The following is a 21,461-nucleotide window of genomic DNA, read 5'->3' as shown; positions in this document are numbered from 1 at the left end:
GGGGTAAAGCGATGGGGCATTACCAGCTCGCGTCGAGTCCCAGGTGGCGCAGCGCTTCGTGCCGCAGCCCGGTCAGCCGCGGATCGCCGCGATGGCGCGGGTAGGGCAGGTCGACCCGGATCTCTGCCGTGATGCGTGCCGGACGCTGGCTGAAGATGATCACGCGCTGCGCCAGGAACAGCGCTTCCTCCACGTCGTGCGTGACCAGCAGCGCCGAGAAGCGCGAGCGTTGCCACAGATCGACCAGGTCGCTCTGCATCGCCAGTCGCGTCAATGAGTCCAGCTTGCCCAGCGGCTCGTCCAGCACCAGCAGGCGCGGATCGTTGACCAGCGCGCGCGCCAGCGCAACGCGCTGCGCCATGCCGCCGGAGAGCTGGTGCGGGAAGGCGCGGGCGAAGGTATCCAGCCCTACGCGCCGCAGCGCGTCATCCACGCGCGGACGCTGGCTTGCCAGCACGCCGCGTGCCTGCAGGCCCAGCGCGACGTTGTCCCACACGCGCCGCCACGGGTACAGCGTGGGGTCTTGGAACACCACGATGCGCGACGGGTCCGGCTCGGTGATCGGGGTGCCGTCCTGCAGGATCTCGCCGGAGGAGGGCTGGTCCAGCCCTGCCACCAGCCGCAGCAGCGTGGACTTGCCGCAACCGCTGGGCCCCAGCAGCGCGACGAATTCCCCCGGTGCGACGCCCAGGTCGACGTCGTCCAGCACCTGCAGTCGGTCGCTGCCGCTGCCGAACCAGTGGCTGACCTGATGGATGTCGATGCGGGCACCGGTCAGGGCTTCCGGGGCCTCGCTCCCCACGGGGTTGACTTCCCTCTCGCGCCGTTCTGCAACACTCACCATTTCACCGTCCCCTTCTGCCACGACAGCACGCGGTCACGCGCCACGAACAGCAGCGTGATCACGCCCGAGAACAGCAGCGCCATCACGATCAGCGCCGCATACATATTGACGTAAGAAGCCCAGCCCTGCGCCCACGTCAGGTACCAGCCCAGGCCCGACTTCACGCCCATCATCTCCGCCGTCACCAGCACCGAGAACGAAGCGCCCAGCCCCATGAACAGGCCGACGAATACCTGCGGCAGCGCCGCCGGGATCGCCACGCGCAGCACCAGGAACCAGCCCGAGGCGCCCATGGTGCGCGCCACGTCGTAGTAGCTCTTGTTGACGCCGGCCACGCCTGACCAAGTCAGCACCGCGACCGGGAAGGCGGTGGCCAGCGCGATCAGGAACACCGCGGCGGAATAGCTCGACGGGAAGAAGTAGAAGGTCAGCGGCAGCAGCGCGGTCGACGGCAGCGGGCCCAGCACGCGCAGCACCGGATGCACCCAGTAGCCGATGCGGCGCGACCAGCCGATCGACACGCCCACCAGGAAGCCGGCCAGTCCGCCATAGGCCACGCCCAGCCCGAGCAGCCTGAGCGTGTTCAGCACGCTGTCGCCCAGCCGCCGCCAGTCGTCGGCATAGACCTCGATCAGCGCCTGTGGCGGCGCGAAGAAGGGCGTGGGCAGGATGGCGGTCTTCGCGGTCAGGATTTCCCACGCGGCCAGGGCCACGGGCAGCGCCACCAGCCACGGGCCGGCGGCGCGCAGCGCGGCCAGCGCGCGTTGCGCCGCCCGGACCCGCTGGCCGGCCAGCGCAACCAGTGCCAGCAACGCGGCGCCTGCCAGCGCCGCAATCCCCAGCTCCGTGGTATAGGCCCAGTCGCTGAAGCCCACCGCCTGGTTGGGCCACAGCCACGTCAGCGCGCCGAACGCGGCCCACGCCAGCGCGGCGAGGATGCCGGTGGCCCAGACCGGGCCGGACGCGCGCGCGCTCGCGGCGGCATGCGGCACGGTTGCGACGGCTGGCTTGCGCGCGAGCCCGGCATCGAATGCAGGTTGGCTTGTCGTCATGGCATCACCCCAGGACATTGGCGTAGACGTGCTGCGCCAGGCGTTTGGCATCGGTGGTCTTCTTCAGCACGCCGATGCGGCGGAAATCATCGGCGTAGAAGGCAATCTCGTCGCGCAGGTCGACGCCGGTCGGGTGGTGGGTATAGGTCAGCGTGGCGTAGAGCTTGCGCAGGTCTTCCGGGTTGATCTTGGGCGAGTACTTGGCGAAGACCCTGGCGGCCTCGTTGGGGTTCTCGTTGACGTAGTCGGTGGCCTGCACGATGGCGCGCGCCAGCGACGTGGCCGCGGGGCGGTCGTTGCGCACCAGCTCGCCGCGGGCGCCGACCACGCAGCAGACCTTGCGCGCGTACTCGCCGGTGAGGTTGGTGGCCAGTTCCACGTAGGCGCCGTTGGTGCGCTTCTCCAGCAGGTAGAGGTTGGGGTCGCCGTCGGCGATCGCCTGGATCTCGCCCTTGTCCACCGCCACGCCCAGCAGGTCGGCCGGGTACTGGCGCCAGGTGATGTCCTTGTCCGGGTCGATGCCGTTCTTGGCCAGCAGGATGGTGAAGAAGTGCTTGCCCGGCGCCGCCAGGTCGCTGACGCCTACGGTCTTTCCCTTCAGCTGCTGCAGGCTGGTGACCCCCGCCGCTTTCGATCCCACCAGCCGCACGCAGCCGCCGTGCGAGCTGCCGATGATCTTGACGTCGAAGCCGGCTTCCAGCGGCTTGAGCCAGCGGTGGATCATGCCGACCGCCGCATCGGCCTTGCCGGTGGCGATCGATTCCAGCAACTGGTCGGTCGAGCCGCTGTAGTTGATCAGGTCGACCTGCAGGCCGTTCTTCTCGAAGAAGCCCTTCTCCTGCGCCACCACGATCGGCGTCAGGCAGAAGGAGTTCTGGTTCCAGGCGAAGGTCAGCTTGCGCGGTGCCGACCAGGCCTGGCGGCCCAGGATCAGCGACGGCGCGGCGATGGCCGCGGCGCCGGCCAGCCGCAGCACGCTGCGCCGGCGCGGGTCGGCATCATTGTTGTTGTCTTGGCTCATGGTGAAACTCCCCGTCTTCGTTGTGTTGTGTGGTGAGGCCGTCAGGCGGCCTTGCGCTCTGCCTGTTGCGCGGCGTCGTGCTGCGCCACCAGCTCGCGCACGCGCGGGATCAGCTCGCGGCCATAGTCGATGGCGTCTTCCAGCGGATCGAAGCCGCGGATCAGGAAGGTGGTGACGCCCAGTTCGTAGTACGCCAGCAGGGCCTGCGCCACCTGCTCCGGCGTGCCGACCAGGCCGGTGGAATTGGAGCGCCCGCCGGTCTCGCGCGCGATCGCGGTCCACAGGCGCTGGTCGACCCGGTCGCCTTGGTCGGCCGCCGCGAGCAGGCGCCGTGCGCCTTCGCTCTGCTGCGGGCCGCCGCGGCTGTAGCCGGCCTGCACGCGCAGGGCGCGAGTGCGCTCCAGGATGCTGTCGGCGCGGGCCCAGGCCTTTTCTTCGGTCTCGGCCAGCACCGGGCGGAACGACACCGAGAAGCGCACCGTGCGGCCGTGCTGCGCGGCTTCAGCACGCACGCGGCCGGTCAGCTCGCGCACCTGCTCGAGCGACTCGCCCCACAGCGCGTAGACGTCTGCATGCTTGCCGGCCACGGCCAGCGCCGCTTCCGAGGCGCCGCCGAAATAGATCGGCACATGCGGCTGCTGCACGGGCTTGACCTCCGAGAAGCCCTGCGTAAAGCGGTAGAACTGGCCTTCGTGGTCGAACGGCGCGGGCTCGGTCCAGATGCGGCGCAGGATATGCAGGTACTCGTCGGTGCGCGCATAGCGCTGGTCATGGTCGAGGAAGTCGCCGTCGCGCTGCTGTTCGCTGTCCGAGCCGCCGGAGATGAAGTGCACCCCGAGGCGGCCGCCGCTGAACTGGTCGAGCGTGGCGATCTGGCGCGCGGCCTGCGTCGGCGCGGTAAAGCCTGGGCGGTGCGCCAGCATGAAGTGGATGCGCTCGGTCACGCTGGCCGCGTAGGCGATGGTCAGCGTGGCCGACGGCCCGGTGGAATGGTGCGGCACCAGGATGCGGTCGAAGCCGGCCTGCTCATGGGCCTGGGCAAAGGCGCGCACATAGTCGCGATCGATCACCGGGCCTGACGGCGGATGGATCTCGGACTGCTTCTGGCTCTGGATCATGCCGATGAAATCGACGCTCATGTGCGCTCTCCTGTGTTCGGTGAGGGCGGCAGCGTGACCGCCCGGATGGTGTTGGGCTGAGGCAGAAAGTACGACAGGCGCGCGCTCTCACTAACGAATAAAAACGACGGTCCATATTCAATAAGCGTCGTTTTCGTAATGCGGTGCCGGCGCTACGCTAGGCGGCATTCGGTGCGAGCCGCGCGCCGGCAGCACGCCTCGTCGTCATCCTTCCCGGAGTGTTCTTCCATGTCTTTAACGTCTACCCTGCGCAGGCTGCCCAGCAGCGAAGCGCGCCTTGGCGAGGTGCTGGCCGGGCTGTCCGCGCGCTTTGCCGCCAGTGCCGGCGCGCACGATGCCGCTGCCAGCTTCCCGCACGACAACTTTGCGCAGCTGCATGCCAATGGCCTGGTTGCGCAGGTGGTGCCGCACGCGCAGGGCGGCGGCGGGGCAGGCCTGGCGCAGGCGCGCCGCATCGTGGCCGCGGTGGCGGGCGGCGACGCCGCAACGGCGCTGGTGCTGACCATGACCTACCTGCAGCACCGCGCGATCGCCCGCGCCGATTCGCACTGGCCGCAGACCGTGCGCGACCAGGTCTTTGCCAGTGCGGTGCAGGACGGTGCGTTGATCAACGCGCTGCGGGTGGAACCGGAACTGGGATCGCCGGCACGCGGCGGCCTGCCGGCCACGGTGGCCACGCGCGTGGCCGACGGCTGGCGCATCAGCGGGCGCAAGCTGTACAGCACCGGCATTCCGGCGCTGCGCTGGCTGGCGGTATGGGCGCGCACCGACGAACCGCAGCCGCGCGTGGGCGTGTTCCTGGTGCCCGGACCGGCGGCCGGCATCGCGGGCGTGCGCATCGTCGAAAACTGGAACCACCTTGGCCTGCGCGCTTCAGGCAGCCATGAGACCGTGCTCGACAACGTCTGGATCCCGCCTGACCACGCGGTCGATATCCGCCCGCCTTCGGCATGGGCGCCGGCCGGTGCCAGCCAGGCCGACATCGACGCCAACGCAGACCAGCAGGCCTGGATGATCGTGCTGCTGGGCAGCCTCTATGACGCGGTGGCACGCGCTGCCGCCGCATGGATCGGCGATTTCGTTCGCGAGCGCGCGCCCGGCAGCCTGGGCGCGCCGCTGGCCACGCTGCCGCGCGTGCAGGAAGCCATCGGCGAGATCGCCGCGTTGCTGCGGGCCAATCAGGTGTTGCTGGACGATGCCGCCGCGCGCACTGACGCGGGCGAGGCGCCCACGCCGGCCGACAGCGGGCTGCTCAAGTACACCGTGACCGGCAATGCCATCCGTGCGGTGGAGCTGGCGCTGCAGCTATCCGGCAACCACGGGCTGAGCCGCAACAACCCGCTCGAGCGCCACTATCGCGACGTGCTGTGCAGCCGCATCCATACGCCGCAGAACGATTCGATCCTGGTTGCCGCCGGGCGTGCGCAGCTTGGCCTGTAAGCGTGGGCCCGCCTGGCCGTGCTATGTTTGCAGCAGCACCGCCCCGCAGAGGGCCGCACCGCAGGCGCCCGGCGCGCCGGCAAACCAGAACGAGACACTCCGGAGTCATTGCCATGGGCAGCACCCCCACCCCCAACACGCTCGCGCCGCTGCGCGACTTCATCACCGGCCTGGCCGCGCTGCTGGACCAGCAGCCGGACGAGCCCCGCATCCTGCGCGAAGGCGGGGCGCTGCTGGCAACGCTGGTCGCGCGCGACGACTGGCTGCCCGAAGCCTGGGCCCAGCCGCATCCCGAGTACTACCAGCAGCACCTGCTGCATTGCGATTCCGCCGAACGCTTCTCGGTCGTCAGCTTTGTCTGGGGGCCGGGCCAGCGCACGCCCATCCACGACCACACCGTATGGGGCCTGATCGGCATGCTGCGCGGCGCGGAAGACTCGCAGCCGTTCGCGCTCGACGCAGGCGGCCGGCCTGTACCGAATGGCGACGCCGTGCGCTTGCTGCCCGGGCAGGTCGAGGCCGTATCGCCCACGGTCGGCGATGTCCACCTTGTCAACAACGTGCATGACGACCGCGTCTCGGTCAGCATCCATGTGTACGGCGCCAATATCGGCGCGGTGCGCCGTTCGGTCTATGCCGAGGACGGCACGCGCAAGCCCTTTATCTCCGGCTATTCCAACCAGACCCTGCCCAACCTGTGGGACCGTTCCCGCGAAGTTGCCCAGTCATGACCATGATTACTGCTACGCAAGCCGCACCGGCCTTTCCAACATACTCGCGCGACGCGGTGCGCAAGGCGCTGCTCGACCGCGACGAGATCGCTTTGATCGATGTGCGCGAGGAAGATCCCTTCGCGCAGGAACACCCGCTATGGGCGGCCAATTTCCCGCTGTCCAGGCTTGAGATCGACGCGTGGGCGCGTATCCCGCGCCGCGACACCCTGATTGTCGTCTACGGCGAATATGCCGGCGCTGACCTGGCGCCGCGCGCCGCGGCCGTACTGCGCGAGCTGGGCTATACGCGCGTGCATCTGCTGGAAGGCGGACTGCGCGCCTGGATCGACGACGGCGGCGAGGTGTTCCGCGACGTCAACGTGCCGAGCAAGTCGTTCGGCGAGGTGGTTGAGGCAAAGCGCCACACGCCGTCGCTGGCCGCCGAGGAGGTGCAGGCATTGATCGACACCAAGGCCGATGTGGTGATCGTCGATGCGCGCCGCTTCGACGAGTACCAGACCATGAGCATTCCTACTGCTACCAGCGTGCCGGGGGCCGAACTGGTGCTGCGCGTGCGCGAGCTGGCGCCTGATCCGCACACGCGTGTGATCGTCAACTGCGCCGGGCGCACGCGCAGCATCATTGGCACCCAGTCGCTGGTCAACGCCGGCATCCCCAACCCGGTGGCGGCGCTGCGCAACGGCACCATTGGCTGGACCCTGGCCGGCCAGCAACTGGACCGCGGTGCCAGCCGCCGCGCCCCCGCCGCGGTCAGCGACGCCAACCGCGACAGCGCCCGCCACGGCGCGCGCGCGATCGCCGACCGGGCCGGCGTGCGCCGCATTGCGCTGGCCCAGATCGAAACGCTGCAGCAGCCCGGCCGCACTGTGTACCGCTTCGATGTGCGCACGCCTGAGGAATTCGCCGATGGCCACCTGCCGGGCTTTGTCAACGCGCCGGGCGGCCAGCTGGTGCAGGAGACCGACCATTCCGCTCCGGTGCGCGGCGCGCGCATCGTGCTGGCGGATGATGACGACGTGCGTGCCAACATGAGCGGCTCATGGCTGGCGCAGATGGGCTGGGACGTCTGGGTGGTGGAACCGGTGGCGGCGGCAGAGCGCAGCGAAACCGGCGCGGTCAGCGCACCGGTGCCGGCGTCAGCGCCGGTATTGACCGTCACTGCGGCCGAACTGGCCACGTGGCTTGACGCAGGCGATGGCAGCACCGGTGTCCTCGACTTCACCACCAGCGCCAACTACGTCAAGCGCCATATTCCCGGCGCGTACTTCGTCATTCGCGCTCAACTGGCTGATGCGCTGCCACGCATCCCGCAGCCCAGGCGCTACGTGCTCACCTGCGGTTCGAGTCTGCTGGCGCGCTTTGCCGCCGCCGACCTGCGGCGTCTGACCGATGCGCAAGTGTTGGTGCTGGAAGGCGGCACCCAGGCATGGATTGCAGCGGGACTGCCGCTGGAAAGCGGGGAAACGCGCCTGGCCTCGGAACGCACCGACCGCTACCGCCGGCCGTATGAGGGCACCGACAACCCGCGCGAGGCGATGCAGGGCTACCTGGACTGGGAGTTCGGGCTGATCGCGCAACTTGAGCGCGACGGGACGCATGGGTTCAGGGTGGTCTAGGGCCGCTGCATGATATGCACTGACGCTGCATATCATGCAGCGAGGCCGGCGACAGGTAGGGGCGAGACCGGAAGGCCTAGAGGCGGAGCAGCAGACGCATGGCCTCTTCCACCTTGCGAAGGTGATTGGCCGCCAGCGTGGCGACCGGCCGGCTGCCCATGAACCGGCGATTGGATACCGCTCGGACCTGGTCGATCAGCAGATCCGTCTCATAGGCCAGGCCAGGCAGCTTTCCCAGCGCGACCCGCAACGGAAAACAATCCTCGCGCTCGATTTGTGACGTCCCGGGCACGATGATCGTGGTTGGATGGCCGGCGTCGTTGAGCAAATCCGTCTGGATGACCAGCGCCGGCCGGTTGCGCTTGGCCGGCTCTTCCCGATGCGTCTGGGGATTGAGATCGACCTCCCAGATCTGCCCGCGCTTCAGCTCAGTCAAGCCCGTCTCCGGCCGATGCGTCCATGTCCTCGCTGGCGGCCAGGTGCTTTGCCGCGAGCTTCCGGGAAAGCATGGCGATACGGGAGGCCATTTCCCGCTCGTTCTTCTCGCGCACGGCGTCGCGGATGTAGTCGGAAGTTTTTTGTCCCGATGCCCTTGCCAGCGCACGAGTCTGGTCGGCCAGTTCTTCGCCGGCGCGGAAGGACAAGGTCGTTCCTTGCATGAATGGCTCCGTACTTGGGTAATACGGAAGTATAGCGCTCATTTGTCTCTCATTTTTGTATTACAAAACCACCAACGGATGGACGCGCAGACCGGCTCACAGGGTTTGGAAAAAGTGACCAGAGCGTAGCTGGGGGAGCGGATTGGCCGAAATTGGAGGAGTCTGAAAGCCCTTGCAGGCGCCCGATCTCTCTACAGCAAGGGAACGAACGTAACGATTCCCTGTCAATCGTAATCGTTCAGTTACAATGCTGTCCTGCAGCATCCCACCGGCCAGCCCCGACAGCGGGCCGGCCGGCGATGCCGTCAATGCCCCCGATCCGATGCGACTGTTGTTCCTGCTGCTGACCGCCATGTGCTTGTCGCTGCTCTCCTTCGGAGCAGTGGCGGACGCGCGCGTGGCGTTGCAGGCGCAGGCCAGCGTTGACCTGGTGGACCTGGCGGCGGCGCAGCCGGTTGACGACCTGGGCCGGATCATCGTGCCCGGCGACGACGGCTTGGATGACGACGATATCTGCGACGACCCGCCCCCCGGGTATTGCAATATCTGGTCGGCGGATCTGCTCGATCCCCTCGACATGCTCGACGAGATCGAGGAATCCAGCGCCCTGATTGCCTTGCCGCCAGTGAAGCTGCTGCTGCCCTCCGGCGATGTCGCCCAGCATCCGCCTGGCCGCGCCGAGCCGCCGCCTTCGGCCTTCTACCGGCCACCCATTTCCCGCGCCTGAGCGTTTCCTGCGCCCGCACCGCACGCGCTGCAGCATGCAGCCGCCGTGCTGCGGGCCGCGCCCCCCTTGCCTGATATCGCCAGCCTGCCTGCTGCCTGACCGCGCGGGCAAGCCGCTGCCGTTGTGCGTCCTGCCGTGATCGCGTCCAAGTGACCGCTCGCCCCGGGGCGGGCGGCAGCATGGCGACAGGCAGCCGTATTGCTTGCTTTCCCGACTCATGACAACAACCAAGCTGACCCTGATCGCGTCGCTTTCGCTGATCGCGCTCGCCGCCGCCCCGGCCCATGCCGGCGCACAAGGCGGGGTGTCCCCGAAGCCAACGGACGCGGCCGGTGCCGCGCCGGCCGCCCTCGCCCCCCTGACCAAACGCGCTGCCGCACCCATGCCGGGATCCGCCATCCTGGCGGCCGCGGCGGTGCCGAAACCCGCATCCGCCGCATCGGCTGGCGCCCAGGCGGGACCCGCCTACTCGCTGCCCCAACTGCTCGACCTGGCCCAGTCCACCAACAAGGGCGTGGCTGCCGCCGAGGCCGGTGTCGATGCCGCCAGCGCGGCCATCAGCAGCGCACGTGCCTATCCCAACCCGCAGGTGGAAGTGATGTACGGCCGCTTGTCCGGCAAGCAGCCGGGCGTGACCAGCGGCAATGCGCCCAGCTACGCCGTGGTGCAGAAGCTGGACTACCCGCACCAGCGCAGCCTGCGCGAGGCCATGGCCACCCGCGGGCTGGAGTCGTCGCAGGCCATGCGGCAAGGCTTCCGGGCCGACCTGGCCGCCCGCGTGAAGACCGCCTACTACGAGGTGCTGCGCCGCGAGAGCGAGCTGCATGCCGCCGAGGAAGACCTGGCGATGATGCGCCAGATCCATTCGCGGGCGCGGCTGCGCGTGGAGGTGGGCGAGGCGCCGCGCTATGAACTGATCAAGGCCGAGACCGAACTGCTGGCCTCGCAGAAGAACCAGCAGACCGCCGAGTTGCGCGTCAACCAGGCCAAGGCCGCGCTGCGCCAGCAGGTGGGCGGTGCCATGCCGGGCCAGTATGCGCTGGCCGGCACGCTGGGCCAGTCGCCCGACGTGCCGCCGCTGCCGGTGCTGCGCGACACCATGACCGCCAGCAATGCCGAGCTGGTCCAGCGCCGCATGGAGCTGGAGCGCGCACAGCTGGGCGTGAACTATCAGAAGTCGCTGCGCTGGCCCGAGGTGGCGGTGCGTGCCAGCACCGACCGCCAGCCTGACAACAACGTCTCGCAGATCGGCCTGGTCCTGACCATTCCGCTGTGGGACCGCCGCAGCGGCCCGGTGGGCGAGGCCACGGCGCAGGCCACGCAGGCGCGCAGCGCCCTGGAAGCGCGTGAGTTCGAGCTGACGCAGGAGCTGGAAGCCGCCTACCGCCAGTACGAGATCAACCAGGCCCAGGTGACGGCGCTTGAGTCCGGCATCGTGCGCGAGGCCGAGTCGGCGCTGGGCGTGGCCGAGTCCGCCTACCGCTTCGGCGAGCGCGGCATCCTGGACTACCTCGATGCCCAGCGCGTGCTGCGCGGCGCGCGCAATGAGCTGATTGCCGCCCAGTACGACGTGCAGGTGGCCGCCATCCAAATCGAAAAGCTTATGTCGACCACCCCGGGCGCTACCGCAGCGCCGGGCCTGCAGCCGACTTCCACCATCGAACAGAAATAACCATGCGTCCCAATTTCCTGCTTTCGCTGACGGCCGCTGCCGTCCTGACGTTCAGCCTGGCGGCCTGCTCCGACAAACCTGAACCCGTAGCCGAAGCGCCCAAGCTGCCGCCGGGCGTGATCCAGCCCCAGGGCAACCTGCAGCAGGGGCTGAAGGTGGCGCCGGTGGCCACCTCCCCGTTCAGCGAGATGCTGCGCGTGGCCGGCCGCGTCGACTTCGACGAGCAGCGCGTGGCGCGCATCGGCGCCAGCGTGACCGGCCGCGTGACCGACCTCTATGCCACCCTGGGCCAGGAAGTGAAGGCCGGCCAGGTGCTGGCGCGCCTGCACAGCAGCGAGCTGGGCGCGGCGCAGATGGCCTTCCTGAAGAGCGAGGCCCAGACCGAGCTGCAGGGCCGCAACGCCGAGCGTGCGCGCCAGCTGTTTGCCGCCGACGTGATCGGCCGCGGCGAGCTGCAGCGCCGCGAGAGCGAGCTGGCGATCGCCTCGGCCGAGATGCGCGCCTACCGCGACCAGCTGCGTGTGCTGGGCATGTCGCAGGCATCGATTGCCGAGCTGGCCAGGAGCGGCAGCATCAACTCGCATTCGCCGGTGTTTTCCAGCATCAGCGGCACCGTGGTCGAGCGCAACGTGGCGCAAGGACAGGTGGTGCAGCCGGCCGATGCGCTCTATACCGTGGCAGACCTGTCGCGCGTATGGGTGGTGGCCGAAGTGCCAGAGCAGCAGGCCGCCCAGGTGGCCGAAGGGCAAAGCGTGGACATCGAGGTGCCTTCGCTGGGCAACGGTGCGGGCAGCAAGAGCATTACCGGCAAGCTGATCTACGTCGGCCGCACGGTCAACCCGCAGTCGCGCACGGTGCTGGTCCGTACCGAGCTGGAGAACCGCGAAGGCCGCCTCAAGCCTGCCATGCTGGCCAGCATGCTGATCGCCGGCAAGCCGGTCGACCAGCTGGTGATCCCGGCCGCCTCGGTGGTGCGCGACGGCAATGACGAGCTGGTCTATGTCGAGATGCCGGGCAACAAGTACCGCCTCACCAAGGTCAAGCTGGGCGCCGAGAGCGACGGCATGCGCGTGGTGCAGAACGGTGTGAGGGCCGGCGACCGCATCGTGGTCGATGGCGCCTTCCATCTCGACAACGAGCGCAAGCGCCTCGAGCAAGGGTAATCGGCCATGTTGACATCCTCCCCTCCTAAAGGGAGCGGATTCCCTCTGCAGGCGATCGATGTCCCGATCGGGCAAGAATATTTAGCGCAGCATTCACATCGCGATCATGTACAGCACCGCATTCACTGCATACCCACTGCCTTATTCCAAGGTCTGCGATACCTTTCGGCCTCTCCGGCGGCATCGCGTCGCACGAAGAACAAACCTGGGTGGTGAAACGTTCGTCGACTTCCTCGTACCACGCGCCATGCGCAATCGCCTTGTACGCGAGCATTGTGCGGAAGGACGACCAGCCCGCATCGAGGACGGACTTCGCCATGCTGGTCCTGGCGAGGCCGGCGGCATTCACATTACCCACCGCAATGTAGTCAAAGTCCCGCACGATGCGATGCGAGAGCTTGTGCAGGAAGTCACGCCGCGCATTGGCGATGCGCGCGTGGAGGTTCGTGGCCTGCCGTTTCTTGCGCGCACGCTGCGCCTTGGCAAGGGCTTGCTCGAGTTGGCCAAGGTGGCGCGGATTCTCGATCTTCTCGCCGGTGGAGAGTGTGGCAAGGTCCTTCAAGCCAAGATCGATGCCGACGCCGCGTGCCAGGGACCGGGCCTGGGTGTCGGCAACTTCAATCACGATGTTCAGGAACCAGTTGCCTCGCGCGTCGCGGGAGAAATTCGTGCCGTCCTTGCTCTTGCCTTCGGGAAGGGGCCTGCAGTTGAACACGCGAAACGTGTTGCCGGCAAAGCGGAATGCCTCACCCGAGCGCTTGAGATCCCGCCCCTTGAGCGGCACCCAGCCGAGGGACTTGCAGCCGCGATAGCGCAGGTACGGCCGGCGGTGCTGGCTACGCGACTTGGCGTACTGCTCGCAAACCGCGTTGACGGTGCCGGAATGGATACGCAGTTCCTTGCTGCTGCCGGTCGTCAACACGTTCAGATCGAAACCCGTGGGCCATTTCTTGCCCCATTTGAGGGCGTGCTTCTGCGTGTCATTGCAGAAGTTCCAGACGTAGTTCACCACGCGGCTCTGCTGATTGAGCAGGCCGTTCAGCGACTTCACCCGGTAGCGATAGACGAGAAGCATGCCGGTCATTCTAAATTGGGATTGCTTGCTGCCGGCAGCACTCCTTTCACTCCCCGCCCTGAAGGTCGGGGTTTCTCGGAGCAAGTCTGATGAAATCCCTAGTCGAAGCCGCCATCAAGCAGCGGCTGGTGGTGTGCGTGATTGCCGTGGTGCTGTTCTTCTTCGGCCTGCGCGCTGCCACCAAGCTGTCGGTGGATGCTTTCCCCGATGTGACCAACGTGCAGGTGCAGATCGCCACCGAAGCCGCGGGCCGCTCGCCCGAGGAAGTCGAGCGTTTTGTCACGGTGCCGGTGGAAATGGCCATGACCGGCCTGCCCGGCCTGGAAGAGATGCGCTCGCTGAACAAGGCGGGCCTGTCGCTGATCACGCTGGTCTTTACCGACACCACTGACGTGTACTTTGCCCGCCAGCTGGTGATGGAGCGCCTGATCGAAGTGGGCGGGCGCATGCCGGAAGGCGTGTCGCCGGTGCTGGGCCCGGTTTCCACCGGCCTGGGCGAGGTCTACCAGTACACGCTGGACCGTGCCGACGACGGCAACCGCGAACTGACGCAGGAAGAGCTGGCCGAGCGCCGCATCGCCCAGGACTGGGTGGTGCGCCCGCTGCTGCGCTCGATCCCGGGCGTGGCCGAGATCAACTCGCAGGGCGGCTACGTGCGGCAATACCAGGCGCTGGTCAACCCCGAACGCATGCGCCACTACCAGATCTCGACCCAGCAGGTCTATGAGGCGCTGGCGCGCAACAACGCCAACTCCGGCGGCGGCGTGCTGCCGCATTACGCCGAGCAGTACCTGATCCGCGGCGTCGGCCTGGCCAAGGGCGTGGACGACCTGGGCAGCATCGTGCTCAAGGAGATCAACGGCACGCCGGTGTACCTGCGCGACGTGGCCAACGTCACCATCGGGCATGAGGTGCGGCAGGGCGCGCTGGTCAAGAACGGCCAGACCGAGGCGGTCGGCGGCATCGTCATGATGATGCGCGGCGGCAATGCCAAGGAGGTGGTCAGCCGCGTGAAGGCACGCGTGGCCGAGATCAACGAGCGCGGCATGCTGCCGGGCAAGCTGCAGATCGTGCCGTACTACGATCGCAGCGAACTGGTCGACTCCGCACTGTGGACCGTGACCAAGGTGCTGCTGGAAGGCGTGGTGCTGGTGGTGATCGTGCTGTTCCTGTTCCTGGGCGACGTGCGCTCGTCGGTGATCGTGCTGGCCACGCTGGTATTGACGCCCTTGCTGACCTTCATGGTGATGAACGAGGTGGGCCTGTCGGCCAACCTGATGTCGCTGGGGGGGCTGGCCATTGCCATCGGCCTGATGGTCGACGGCTCGGTGGTGGTGGTCGAGAACGCGTTCGAGCGGCTCGGCCAAAAGGAGCCGGGCCTGACCAAGACCGAGATCCTGGTCAAGGCCGTGCAGGAAGTGGCCACGCCGGTGATCGTGGGCGTGGGCATCATCATCCTGGTGTTCCTGCCGCTGATGACGCTGTCGGGCATGGAAGGCAAGATGTTTGCGCCGCTGGCGTTCACCATCTCGATCGCGCTGGCGATCTCGCTGTTCCTGTCGATGACGCTGTCGCCGGTGCTGTCGTCGTACCTGCTCAAGGGCGGCGCCGAGCACGACACGCATGTGATCGCCTTCATGAAGCGCCACTACCTGCGCCTGCTGCACTGGGCGCTGGGCAACAGCCGCAAGACGGTGATCTGCGCGGTGGCGGCGTTCGTGGCCACGGTGGCGATCGTGCCGCTGCTGGGCACCTCGTTCATTCCGGAGATGAAGGAAGGCTCGATCGTGCCCGCGATCGACCGCGTGCCCAACATCTCGCTGGAAGAGTCGATCAAGCTGGAGAAGGAAGCCAACAAGCTGGTGCTGGCCGTGCCGGGCGTGAAGTCGGTGGTGTCCGGCGTGGGCCGCGGCGAAAGCCCGGCCGACCCGCAGGGCCAGAACGAGTCGACCCCGATCGCCAGCCTGAAGGACCGCGGCGAGTGGCCCGACGGCTGGACCCAGGACGATATCGCCAACGCGATCCGCGACAAGCTCAAGGCCATTCCCGGCGTGCAGATCGTGATGGCGCAGCCGATCTCGGACCGCGTCGACGAAATGGTCAGCGGCGTGCGTTCGGATGTGGCGGTGAAGGTGTTCGGCGACGACCTGGACAAGCTGCGCGAGCTGGCGGGCGAGATCTCGCGCGTGGCCGGCGGCATCCAGGGCTCGCAGGACATCCGCATCGAGCGCGTGTCGGGGCAGCAGTACCTGTCGATCGAGATCGACCGCCAGGCGATTGCGCGCTACGGGCTGAACGTGTCCGACATCCATGACGTGATCGAGATCGCCATCGGCGGCAAGCGCGCCACGGACATCTTCGAAGGCGAGCGGCGCTTTGCCGCGGCGGTGCGCCTGCCGGAGGAGTTCCGCAACAACGAGCAGGCCATCCGCCAGCTGCTGGTGTCCACGCCCAACGGCACCCAGGTGCCGCTGCAGAGCGTTGCGAAGATCGAGGTCAACGACGGCCCGGCCCAGATCAGCCGCGAAATGGCCAAGCGCCGCGTGGTGGTGATGATCAACGTGAAGGACCGCGACCTCGGCGGCTTCGTGGCCGAGCTGCAGCAGGCCACCGGCGCCAAGGTGAAGCTGCCCGAAGGCTACTACCTGGAGTGGGGTGGCCAGTTCCAGAACATGGAACGCGCCATGGGCCACCTGAAGATCATCGTGCCGGTGACCATCGCCGCGATCTTCTTCCTGCTGTTCCTGCTGTTCAACTCGCTGCGCTTTGCCACGCTGATCATCACGGTGCTGCCGTTTGCCTCCATCGGCGGCATCATCGGACTGTTCGTCACTGGCGAGTATCTGTCGGTGCCGGCCTCGGTGGGCTTTATCGCGCTGTGGGGCATGGCGGTGCTGAACGGGGTGGTGCTGGTGTCGTATATCCGCACGCTGCGCGACTCGGGTTTGTCGCTCGATGAAGCGGTGGTGCAGGGCGCGACCCAGCGTTTCCGCCCGGTGATGATGACCGCGACCATTGCGATGCTGGGCCTGGTGCCGTTCCTGTTCTCGACGGGGCCGGGCTCGGAGGTGCAGCGTCCGCTGGCGGTGGTGGTGATCGGCGGGCTGATTACGTCGACGCTGCTGACGCTGGTGATGGTGCCTACGCTGTATCGCTGGTTCGATGATCGCAGGCCGGATCCGACCAGGGATGTGCCGGTGTAAGGCAGCGGCTGCCATCGAGTCCCGCTGGTTTGCTCCCCTCTCCCGCTTGCGGGAGAGGGGACGGGGGAGAGGGCAGGCACAGGCATACCGACAGGCTTCCCTTCGTCGATACGCCGGCCCTCTCCCCAACCCTCTCCCGCGAGCGGGAGAGGGAGTACGCAAGTGGTCATTCAGAACCCTCGCGCTTGCCAGCTGTAGAAGACAAAGGCCCCGTGCATTGCATGGGGCCTTTGTCTTTTACACGAAGCGTTCAGCGACGCCCTACATTTCAGTAACCGTAATACGGCTGCTCCTGCTGGTAATACCCCGACGGCTGCGGACCGCAAGGCACGTAGGCACGGTCGTAGTCGCGGTAGCAATAGCCTGGCGGCGCTGCCGGCGGTGCGTATGAGACGGGAGCCGGCGCGTATGTCACCGGAGCCGGGGCGTAGGTGACAGGGGGCGGTGCCGCCATGACCGGCGCCGAGGCCAGGGCCGCGCCAAAGGCCAGGCCAACCAGCGCGCCGACAGCCAGCACCGCTCCGGCATTCGAGCCGCCGCCGTGGTGGCGGCCGCGCGCCGACGCCGGGCCGGCTGCCACCAGCGCCACGCTCAGGGCAACCGCTGAAACGATTCGGGTGGAGGGGCGCATATCGGACTCCTTCTGATGCCGCTTGTGTGCATTTATGATGCACGCAAAGTGCCCCTCAAGGTGTTTCGGCGCGGCCGGCGACTTGTTAGGGTTGTAACGGCAGCTTTAATGCCGGTGCCCGTCAGCCGGCGGCCAGCGCGGGCTCTGGCTCCTGGCCGAATGGCGGCATGTTTTCCAGCCGCAGCGATTGCGGCACCGACAGCGAGATGTCCGCGGCGCGCAGGCGCTTGAGGATCTCGAACAACAGGTCGCTGCGCGTGTTGGCGGCGATGCGCGGGCTGCCGACATAACCCGTCACCGACAGCGTGATGCCGTTGGGCGCCAGCTGGCTGAACATGACTGAGGGTGCCGGCACGTCGAGGATGGTCTCGTTCTCGCGGTAGACGTCCAGCAGCAGGTCGCGCAGCTGTTCGGGGTCGGTATTCAGGGGGAAGGTGAGCTGCAACGAAGCCACCCCCTGGGTGCTGTTGCTCATGGTCACGTTGCGCAGGTTCTGCGAGATCAGCTGCGAGTTGGGCACGATCACGGTGGAGCGGTCGCCCAGCTGGATCTCGGTGGCGCGCACGTTGATGCGGCGGATATCGCCTTCCACGCCTGCAATGCTGACCATGTCGCCCACCTTGACTGGCCGCTCGGTCAGCAGGATCAGGCCGGAGACGAAGTTCTTCACGATCTCCTGCAGGCCGAAGCCGATGCCCACCGACAGCGCGCTGACGATCCACGCCAGGTTGTCCCAGCGCACGCCCAGCAGCGACAGCACCAGCAGCACCAGCAACACGTAGCCGACATTGCTGTACAGCGTGATCAGCGAGGCGCGCAGGCCCGGCTCCTTGCAGACCTTGGGCAGCAGTTCCCCATCGAGCCAGCGCCGCACCGAGCGCAGCAGCCAGATGCCGACTCCCAGCGCGATCAGCGCATTCAGGATGCGGTCGGGCATGATGTTGAGGCTGTGCAACTTCTCGCCGCCCAGCACCATCACCAGGCTGTTGAGCAGGTCCGCGGGTGTGGTGCCGAAGCCGCCGGTCAGCAGCGCCAGCACCGCCACCAGCAGCAGCACGCTGGCGCCGATGCCCGACAGGATGGTGGACGCCTGCTCCAGGTGCGAATCGTCCACGCCGAACAGCTGCTTGATGACACGGCCGCTGGCGTAGTGGGTCGAGAGCAGGCTTTCGCAGACGTCGCGCGTGACCTGGGTCAGCAGGTACAGGCTGCACAGCACGATGTCGAACCAGACCAGCTCGTAGGTCAGGAAGCGCGCAAAGCTGATGTAGCCGGCCAGCAGCGCCACCACCGACACCAGCACGATGACCGACACGCCGGCGTGGATCATGCCCGCCAGCGTGGCGCGCGCCTCGGGCCGCTCGCCGGCGGCCGCCAGCACGTTGCGTACACGGTTGGCGCGCAGCAGCGCGGCGCCAATGGTCAGCACCACCACCAGCGAGACCAGCCCGCGCCATAGCAGCGTGACCTGCACGCTGGTATCGGCAATGCGGTTCAGCTGCTCGAGCGTGCCGGCCAGCAGCAACAGGCCGGCCAGCACGGCGGGGAACGGCTTCATCGCCAGCGCGACCGGATCGGCCAGCGCCGGCAGGCGCCAGGAGGGATGGCGCGTGCACAGCAGCGCGCGCCCCAGGCCCGCGATCAGCGCGCTGGTCAGCGTCAGCTTGAGCAGCTGGCCGTACAGCTCCATCAGGTCCGGCGACAGTTCATAGCTGCGCGTGAAGGCGTTGTAGACGAGCTGTACCGCTAGCCCGGTGGTGCACACGGTGGCCATCGTGGTGGCCAGCGCCAGTGCGCTACGGCGCAGGCGCGTCTCCGGCAGCTTGTTCAGGCAGAACCACGCCAGTGCCCGTTCGGCCAGGCGCCGGCCCAGGGTCCATACCGCCAGGGCCAGCAACAGCAAGGCGATGGTGGCGGCGCGCTGCGACGGCTGCCAGGCCAGTTGCGCCATCGGCACCACCTGGTCGGTAAAGCTGGCCAGGCGCGCCTGGTCTTCCTGCGTCGGGCTGACCAGCGGCTTCCAGAATTGCGGATTCAGGATGCTGTCCGAGCGCAGCGCGAGCTGGTCCTTCATCTGGCTGCGCTGCAGCCGCGCCAGCTGGTCGCTCAGGTTGGCGATATTCACCTTGCTCTCGCCGGCCTGCTTGAGTTGTGCGTCAAGCTGGGCACGGCGCGCATTCAGTTCGGCGCGCTGCTTGACCACGGCCGGCGCTTCCTTGGTGGTGCCGGCCGCCGGTGGCGGACCCACCACGTCCAGCTGCGCCTGCAGTTGCGCACGCTGCGGGGTCAGGGCCGAAGTCAGCTTGTCGACGTCGGCACCGAGTTTCTGCAGCGTTTCTTCGAGTTCATGCAGCCTGGTGTTGCTATCCGGGTCGGAGGCCTGCTGCTTGATGCGGTCCTGCTCGGTCTGCAGGCGCTTGAGTTCGGCGGTGGCCTCGCCGTGGGTGATGGCGGGCGCCTGCTGGGCGCCGGCCTCGGAAGCCGCTTCGGATGCCGGGGCGGCCAGTGCGGCGGGCAGCGTGGCCGGCATCAGGTGGCATAGCGCAGCGAGCGCAAGGCCCAGTGCGAGCCGTGAAACTTTGCTCATGGCGGAATCTCGTCGGATGGTGACGGCTTGCGGCGGCTCCGGCATCGGCAAGGGCATCGCGCTGGCACGCGTTGGATGCGGCGGCGATGGGATGCGGGAACGGCCGGAACACCGGCAATGAACACGGGAAGGGATGGCCACTCGCTGGCGCTCCCTTCGGCGAAGTCTGGTCAGGGCACGAAGCGCGGCGGGCTGCCTGGCAGGCCGGTGTGCGTGACACGGGACGTGCTGACCGATGGCGGCGGGGCCCAGGGGAAAACGGAAAACGGCCTTGCCGCGGTTCGCAGAATTATACGAAAGCGAATGCGCCACCCAGCCCCGCAGGGTGTCGGATAGCGCACTGGCTGACATTTTGATACGGATACGCGCGCGCGGCGCGCGGTGCAGGGCCGGGTGCCAGCCGGCGCGGTCCGCGGGAAACGCATTACCATCACGGTTTTCGGGCCGCAGGCGGCCCATCGTCATCATCAGGAGAAGGCATGGCTGTTCCGTCAGGCACGGAAAAGGCGCAGCTCGGCGGCGAGGCCGGGCAGATTGAAATGTTGGTCGACCGCCCCCCCGGCGCGCCACGAGGCATCGCCGTGGTGGCGCATCCGCATCCGCTGCTGGGCGGCTCGGCCACGCACAAGGTGCCGCACCAGCTGGCCAAGGCGCTGGTGGCACGCGGCTTCCTGACCGTGCGGCCGAATTTCCGCGGGGTCGAGGGGTCTGCGGGGCAGCATGACCAAGGCAGCGGCGAGGCGCAGGACATGCTCGCCGTGGTCGCCCATCTGCGCGAGGCCCATCCCGGCCTGCCGCTGGCACTGGCCGGCTTTTCCTTTGGTGCGTTTGTCATGGCCCATGTCGCCGCCACGCTGGCGGCGCAGTCCGTGCCGATCCGCCACCTGGTGCTTGCCGGCACGCCTTACGGCACCGTCAAGGCGCACCGCAGCTATGACACGCCGGCCGTTCCCGCCGATTGCCTGGTGGTCCACGGCGAGCGTGACGAGCGCGCGGAACTCGGCGCGCTGTTCGACTGGGCGCGCCCGCAGGGGCTGCCCGTGGTGGTGGTGCCGGGGGCGGACCACTTCTTTACCGGCAAGCTGCCGCTGCTGGTCCGTATCGTCGGCGGGTACCTGGATCGTCCCGAGGCCGGGGCGGCCGCTTGAAGGCCTAGGCGTTCGGCAGCGCCGGCACGCCGCCGATCGGGTCGGGATGGATCTGCATCAGCGCGGCGCGCTTCTCCAGCAAGTGCTGGCGCAGGATGCCCGCCAGCCGCTTGCCGTCGCGGGCTTCCAGCGCGCGGATCATCTCTTCGTGATCGTGCACGGCGCGGTCCCATTTGTCGGTCTGGTGGTTGGAGCGGAAACGCATCGCCTTGAGCCGCCGGTTGAGCGTCAGGTAGGTCTGCTGCAATGTCTGGTTGCGCGCGGCCTCGGCGATGCGGTCGTGGATCTCCTGGTTGCGGGCGTAGTAGCCGGGCAGGTCGTTATGCGCGCGGCAGGCCAGCATGGCGTAGTGCAGTGCCTTGATCTCGGCCAGCTCCGGCGGCGTGATGCGCTCGCACGCCAGCTCACCGGCAAAGGCCTCCAGGCCGCTCATCAGCTCGAAGGCTTCCCAGGCCTCGGCCTCGCTCATCCGTGACACGCTCGCGCCGCGGTTGGGCGAGATCTCGATCAGCCCCTCGGCGGCCAGCACCTTCAGCGCCTCGCGCAGCGGCGTGCGCGAGATGCCCAGCGTTTCACACAGCTCGCGCTCATTGAGCTTCATGCCCGGCGGCAGCACCCCCTCGACGATAAAGTTGCGCAGGTGGTCGACCACGGTGTCGTGCAGCCGCTGGCGCACGACCCTGGGCAGGAGCGGGGCGGCGGCCGCACCGGTGCCGTCCGGAGTTTGCATGCAATGTCCCTGTCATTGGC

Annotated in this window: 18 protein-coding genes; 8 read left to right on the top strand and 10 right to left on the bottom strand. The window is 67.8% G+C overall.

What is annotated here, in order from left to right; genetic code table 11:
• Positions 1-19 precede the first annotated feature (19 nt).
• From ACW4E8_RS29350 to ACW4E8_RS29335, 4 genes are read right to left on the bottom strand one after another with little or no spacing between them, the layout of a single operon-like run.
• On the bottom strand, positions 20-844 hold the full coding sequence (locus tag ACW4E8_RS29350; RefSeq protein ID WP_456807712.1) for an ABC transporter ATP-binding protein: 825 nt from the start codon (positions 842-844) through the stop codon (positions 20-22).
• Positions 838-1,896 carry an ABC transporter permease gene (locus tag ACW4E8_RS29345; RefSeq protein WP_456807711.1) on the bottom strand — a complete coding sequence of 353 codons (1,059 nt, stop codon included), beginning with the start codon at positions 1,894-1,896 and terminating at the stop codon, positions 838-840. The genes ACW4E8_RS29350 and ACW4E8_RS29345 overlap by 7 nt, the downstream gene beginning before the upstream one ends.
• A 4-nt stretch (positions 1,897-1,900) precedes the next feature.
• Complete coding sequence (locus tag ACW4E8_RS29340) at positions 1,901-2,917, bottom strand: ABC transporter substrate-binding protein (protein WP_456807710.1); 1,017 nt, start codon at positions 2,915-2,917, stop codon at positions 1,901-1,903.
• A 41-nt stretch (positions 2,918-2,958) separates the two neighbouring features.
• Entirely contained in the window at positions 2,959-4,056 is a 1,098-nt protein-coding gene (locus ACW4E8_RS29335; RefSeq protein ID WP_456807709.1) for an LLM class flavin-dependent oxidoreductase, read from the bottom strand.
• A gap of 228 nt (positions 4,057-4,284) precedes the next feature.
• Between ACW4E8_RS29335 and ACW4E8_RS29330 the strand changes: the two genes are divergently transcribed.
• The 3 genes from ACW4E8_RS29330 to ACW4E8_RS29320 all read left to right on the top strand — a co-directional run bounded on the left by ACW4E8_RS29330 (position 4,285) and on the right by ACW4E8_RS29320 (position 7,846).
• Positions 4,285-5,496, top strand: coding sequence for an acyl-CoA dehydrogenase family protein (locus ACW4E8_RS29330; RefSeq protein WP_114132996.1), 1,212 nt, complete (start codon positions 4,285-4,287; stop codon positions 5,494-5,496).
• Positions 5,497-5,609: 113 nt separating this feature from the next.
• Positions 5,610-6,227 (top strand): cysteine dioxygenase, encoded by a 618-nt coding sequence (locus ACW4E8_RS29325; protein WP_456807708.1) that lies wholly within the window; start codon positions 5,610-5,612, stop codon positions 6,225-6,227.
• Positions 6,224-7,846, top strand: a complete 1,623-nt coding sequence (locus tag ACW4E8_RS29320) for a rhodanese-related sulfurtransferase (RefSeq protein ID WP_456807707.1) — start codon at positions 6,224-6,226, stop codon at positions 7,844-7,846. Before ACW4E8_RS29325 ends, ACW4E8_RS29320 begins: the two co-directional genes overlap by 4 nt.
• 76 nt (positions 7,847-7,922) lie before the next feature.
• Here the strand turns inward: ACW4E8_RS29320 and ACW4E8_RS29315 are convergent, their stop codons facing one another.
• Together ACW4E8_RS29315 and ACW4E8_RS29310 are read right to left on the bottom strand one after the other, a co-directional pair.
• The gene (locus ACW4E8_RS29315) at positions 7,923-8,282 is read right to left on the bottom strand and encodes a type II toxin-antitoxin system PemK/MazF family toxin (RefSeq protein ID WP_456807706.1); all 360 of its coding nucleotides are present in this window, start codon (positions 8,280-8,282) and stop codon (positions 7,923-7,925) included.
• Entirely contained in the window at positions 8,275-8,490 is a 216-nt protein-coding gene (locus tag ACW4E8_RS29310; RefSeq protein WP_456807705.1) for an antitoxin of toxin-antitoxin stability system, read from the bottom strand. The genes ACW4E8_RS29315 and ACW4E8_RS29310 overlap by 8 nt, the downstream gene beginning before the upstream one ends.
• A 337-nt stretch (positions 8,491-8,827) precedes the next feature.
• Here ACW4E8_RS29310 and ACW4E8_RS29305 point away from each other — a divergent pair, with 337 nt between their 5' ends.
• The 3 genes from ACW4E8_RS29305 to ACW4E8_RS29295 all read left to right on the top strand — a co-directional run bounded on the left by ACW4E8_RS29305 (position 8,828) and on the right by ACW4E8_RS29295 (position 12,067).
• A complete protein-coding gene (locus ACW4E8_RS29305) occupies positions 8,828-9,232 on the top strand; it encodes a cobalt-zinc-cadmium resistance protein (protein ID WP_456807748.1) in 405 nt (134 codons plus the stop codon).
• Positions 9,233-9,449: 217 nt separating this feature from the next.
• Complete coding sequence (locus ACW4E8_RS29300) at positions 9,450-10,904, top strand: TolC family protein (protein WP_456807704.1); 1,455 nt, start codon at positions 9,450-9,452, stop codon at positions 10,902-10,904.
• A 2-nt stretch (positions 10,905-10,906) separates the two neighbouring features.
• Positions 10,907-12,067 carry an efflux RND transporter periplasmic adaptor subunit gene (locus ACW4E8_RS29295; RefSeq protein ID WP_456807703.1) on the top strand — a complete coding sequence of 387 codons (1,161 nt, stop codon included), beginning with the start codon at positions 10,907-10,909 and terminating at the stop codon, positions 12,065-12,067.
• A 25-nt stretch (positions 12,068-12,092) separates the two neighbouring features.
• Here the strand turns inward: ACW4E8_RS29295 and ACW4E8_RS29290 are convergent, their stop codons facing one another.
• Positions 12,093-13,142, bottom strand: a complete 1,050-nt coding sequence (locus ACW4E8_RS29290) for an RNA-guided endonuclease InsQ/TnpB family protein (protein WP_456807747.1) — start codon at positions 13,140-13,142, stop codon at positions 12,093-12,095.
• An 86-nt stretch (positions 13,143-13,228) separates the two neighbouring features.
• Here ACW4E8_RS29290 and ACW4E8_RS29285 point away from each other — a divergent pair, with 86 nt between their 5' ends.
• Positions 13,229-16,345, top strand: coding sequence for an efflux RND transporter permease subunit (locus ACW4E8_RS29285; RefSeq protein WP_456807746.1), 3,117 nt, complete (start codon positions 13,229-13,231; stop codon positions 16,343-16,345).
• Between the two features lie 268 nt (positions 16,346-16,613).
• On the opposite strand, the gene ACW4E8_RS29280 is transcribed toward ACW4E8_RS29285, so the two are convergent.
• Both ACW4E8_RS29280 and ACW4E8_RS29275 read right to left on the bottom strand, forming a co-directional pair.
• Positions 16,614-16,976 (bottom strand): mechanosensitive ion channel protein MscS, encoded by a 363-nt coding sequence (locus ACW4E8_RS29280; protein WP_456807702.1) that lies wholly within the window; start codon positions 16,974-16,976, stop codon positions 16,614-16,616.
• 121 nt (positions 16,977-17,097) lie between these two features.
• Positions 17,098-19,563: a DUF3772 domain-containing protein gene (locus ACW4E8_RS29275; protein ID WP_456807701.1), complete on the bottom strand. Its 2,466-nt coding sequence runs from the start codon at positions 19,561-19,563 to the stop codon at positions 17,098-17,100.
• A 479-nt stretch (positions 19,564-20,042) separates the two neighbouring features.
• Between ACW4E8_RS29275 and ACW4E8_RS29270 the strand changes: the two genes are divergently transcribed.
• Positions 20,043-20,711, top strand: a complete 669-nt coding sequence (locus tag ACW4E8_RS29270; RefSeq protein WP_456807700.1) for an alpha/beta hydrolase — start codon at positions 20,043-20,045, stop codon at positions 20,709-20,711.
• 4 nt (positions 20,712-20,715) lie between these two features.
• Here the strand turns inward: ACW4E8_RS29270 and ACW4E8_RS29265 are convergent, their stop codons facing one another.
• Positions 20,716-21,441, bottom strand: a complete 726-nt coding sequence (locus ACW4E8_RS29265; protein ID WP_456807699.1) for a GntR family transcriptional regulator — start codon at positions 21,439-21,441, stop codon at positions 20,716-20,718.
• Positions 21,442-21,461: the final 20 nt, after the last annotated feature.

The sequence above is a fragment of the Cupriavidus sp. CP313 genome, from assembly GCF_054072015.1.
The sequence above is the reverse complement of the archived record's forward strand: the minus strand, read 5'-3'. Positions and strand labels throughout refer to the sequence as shown.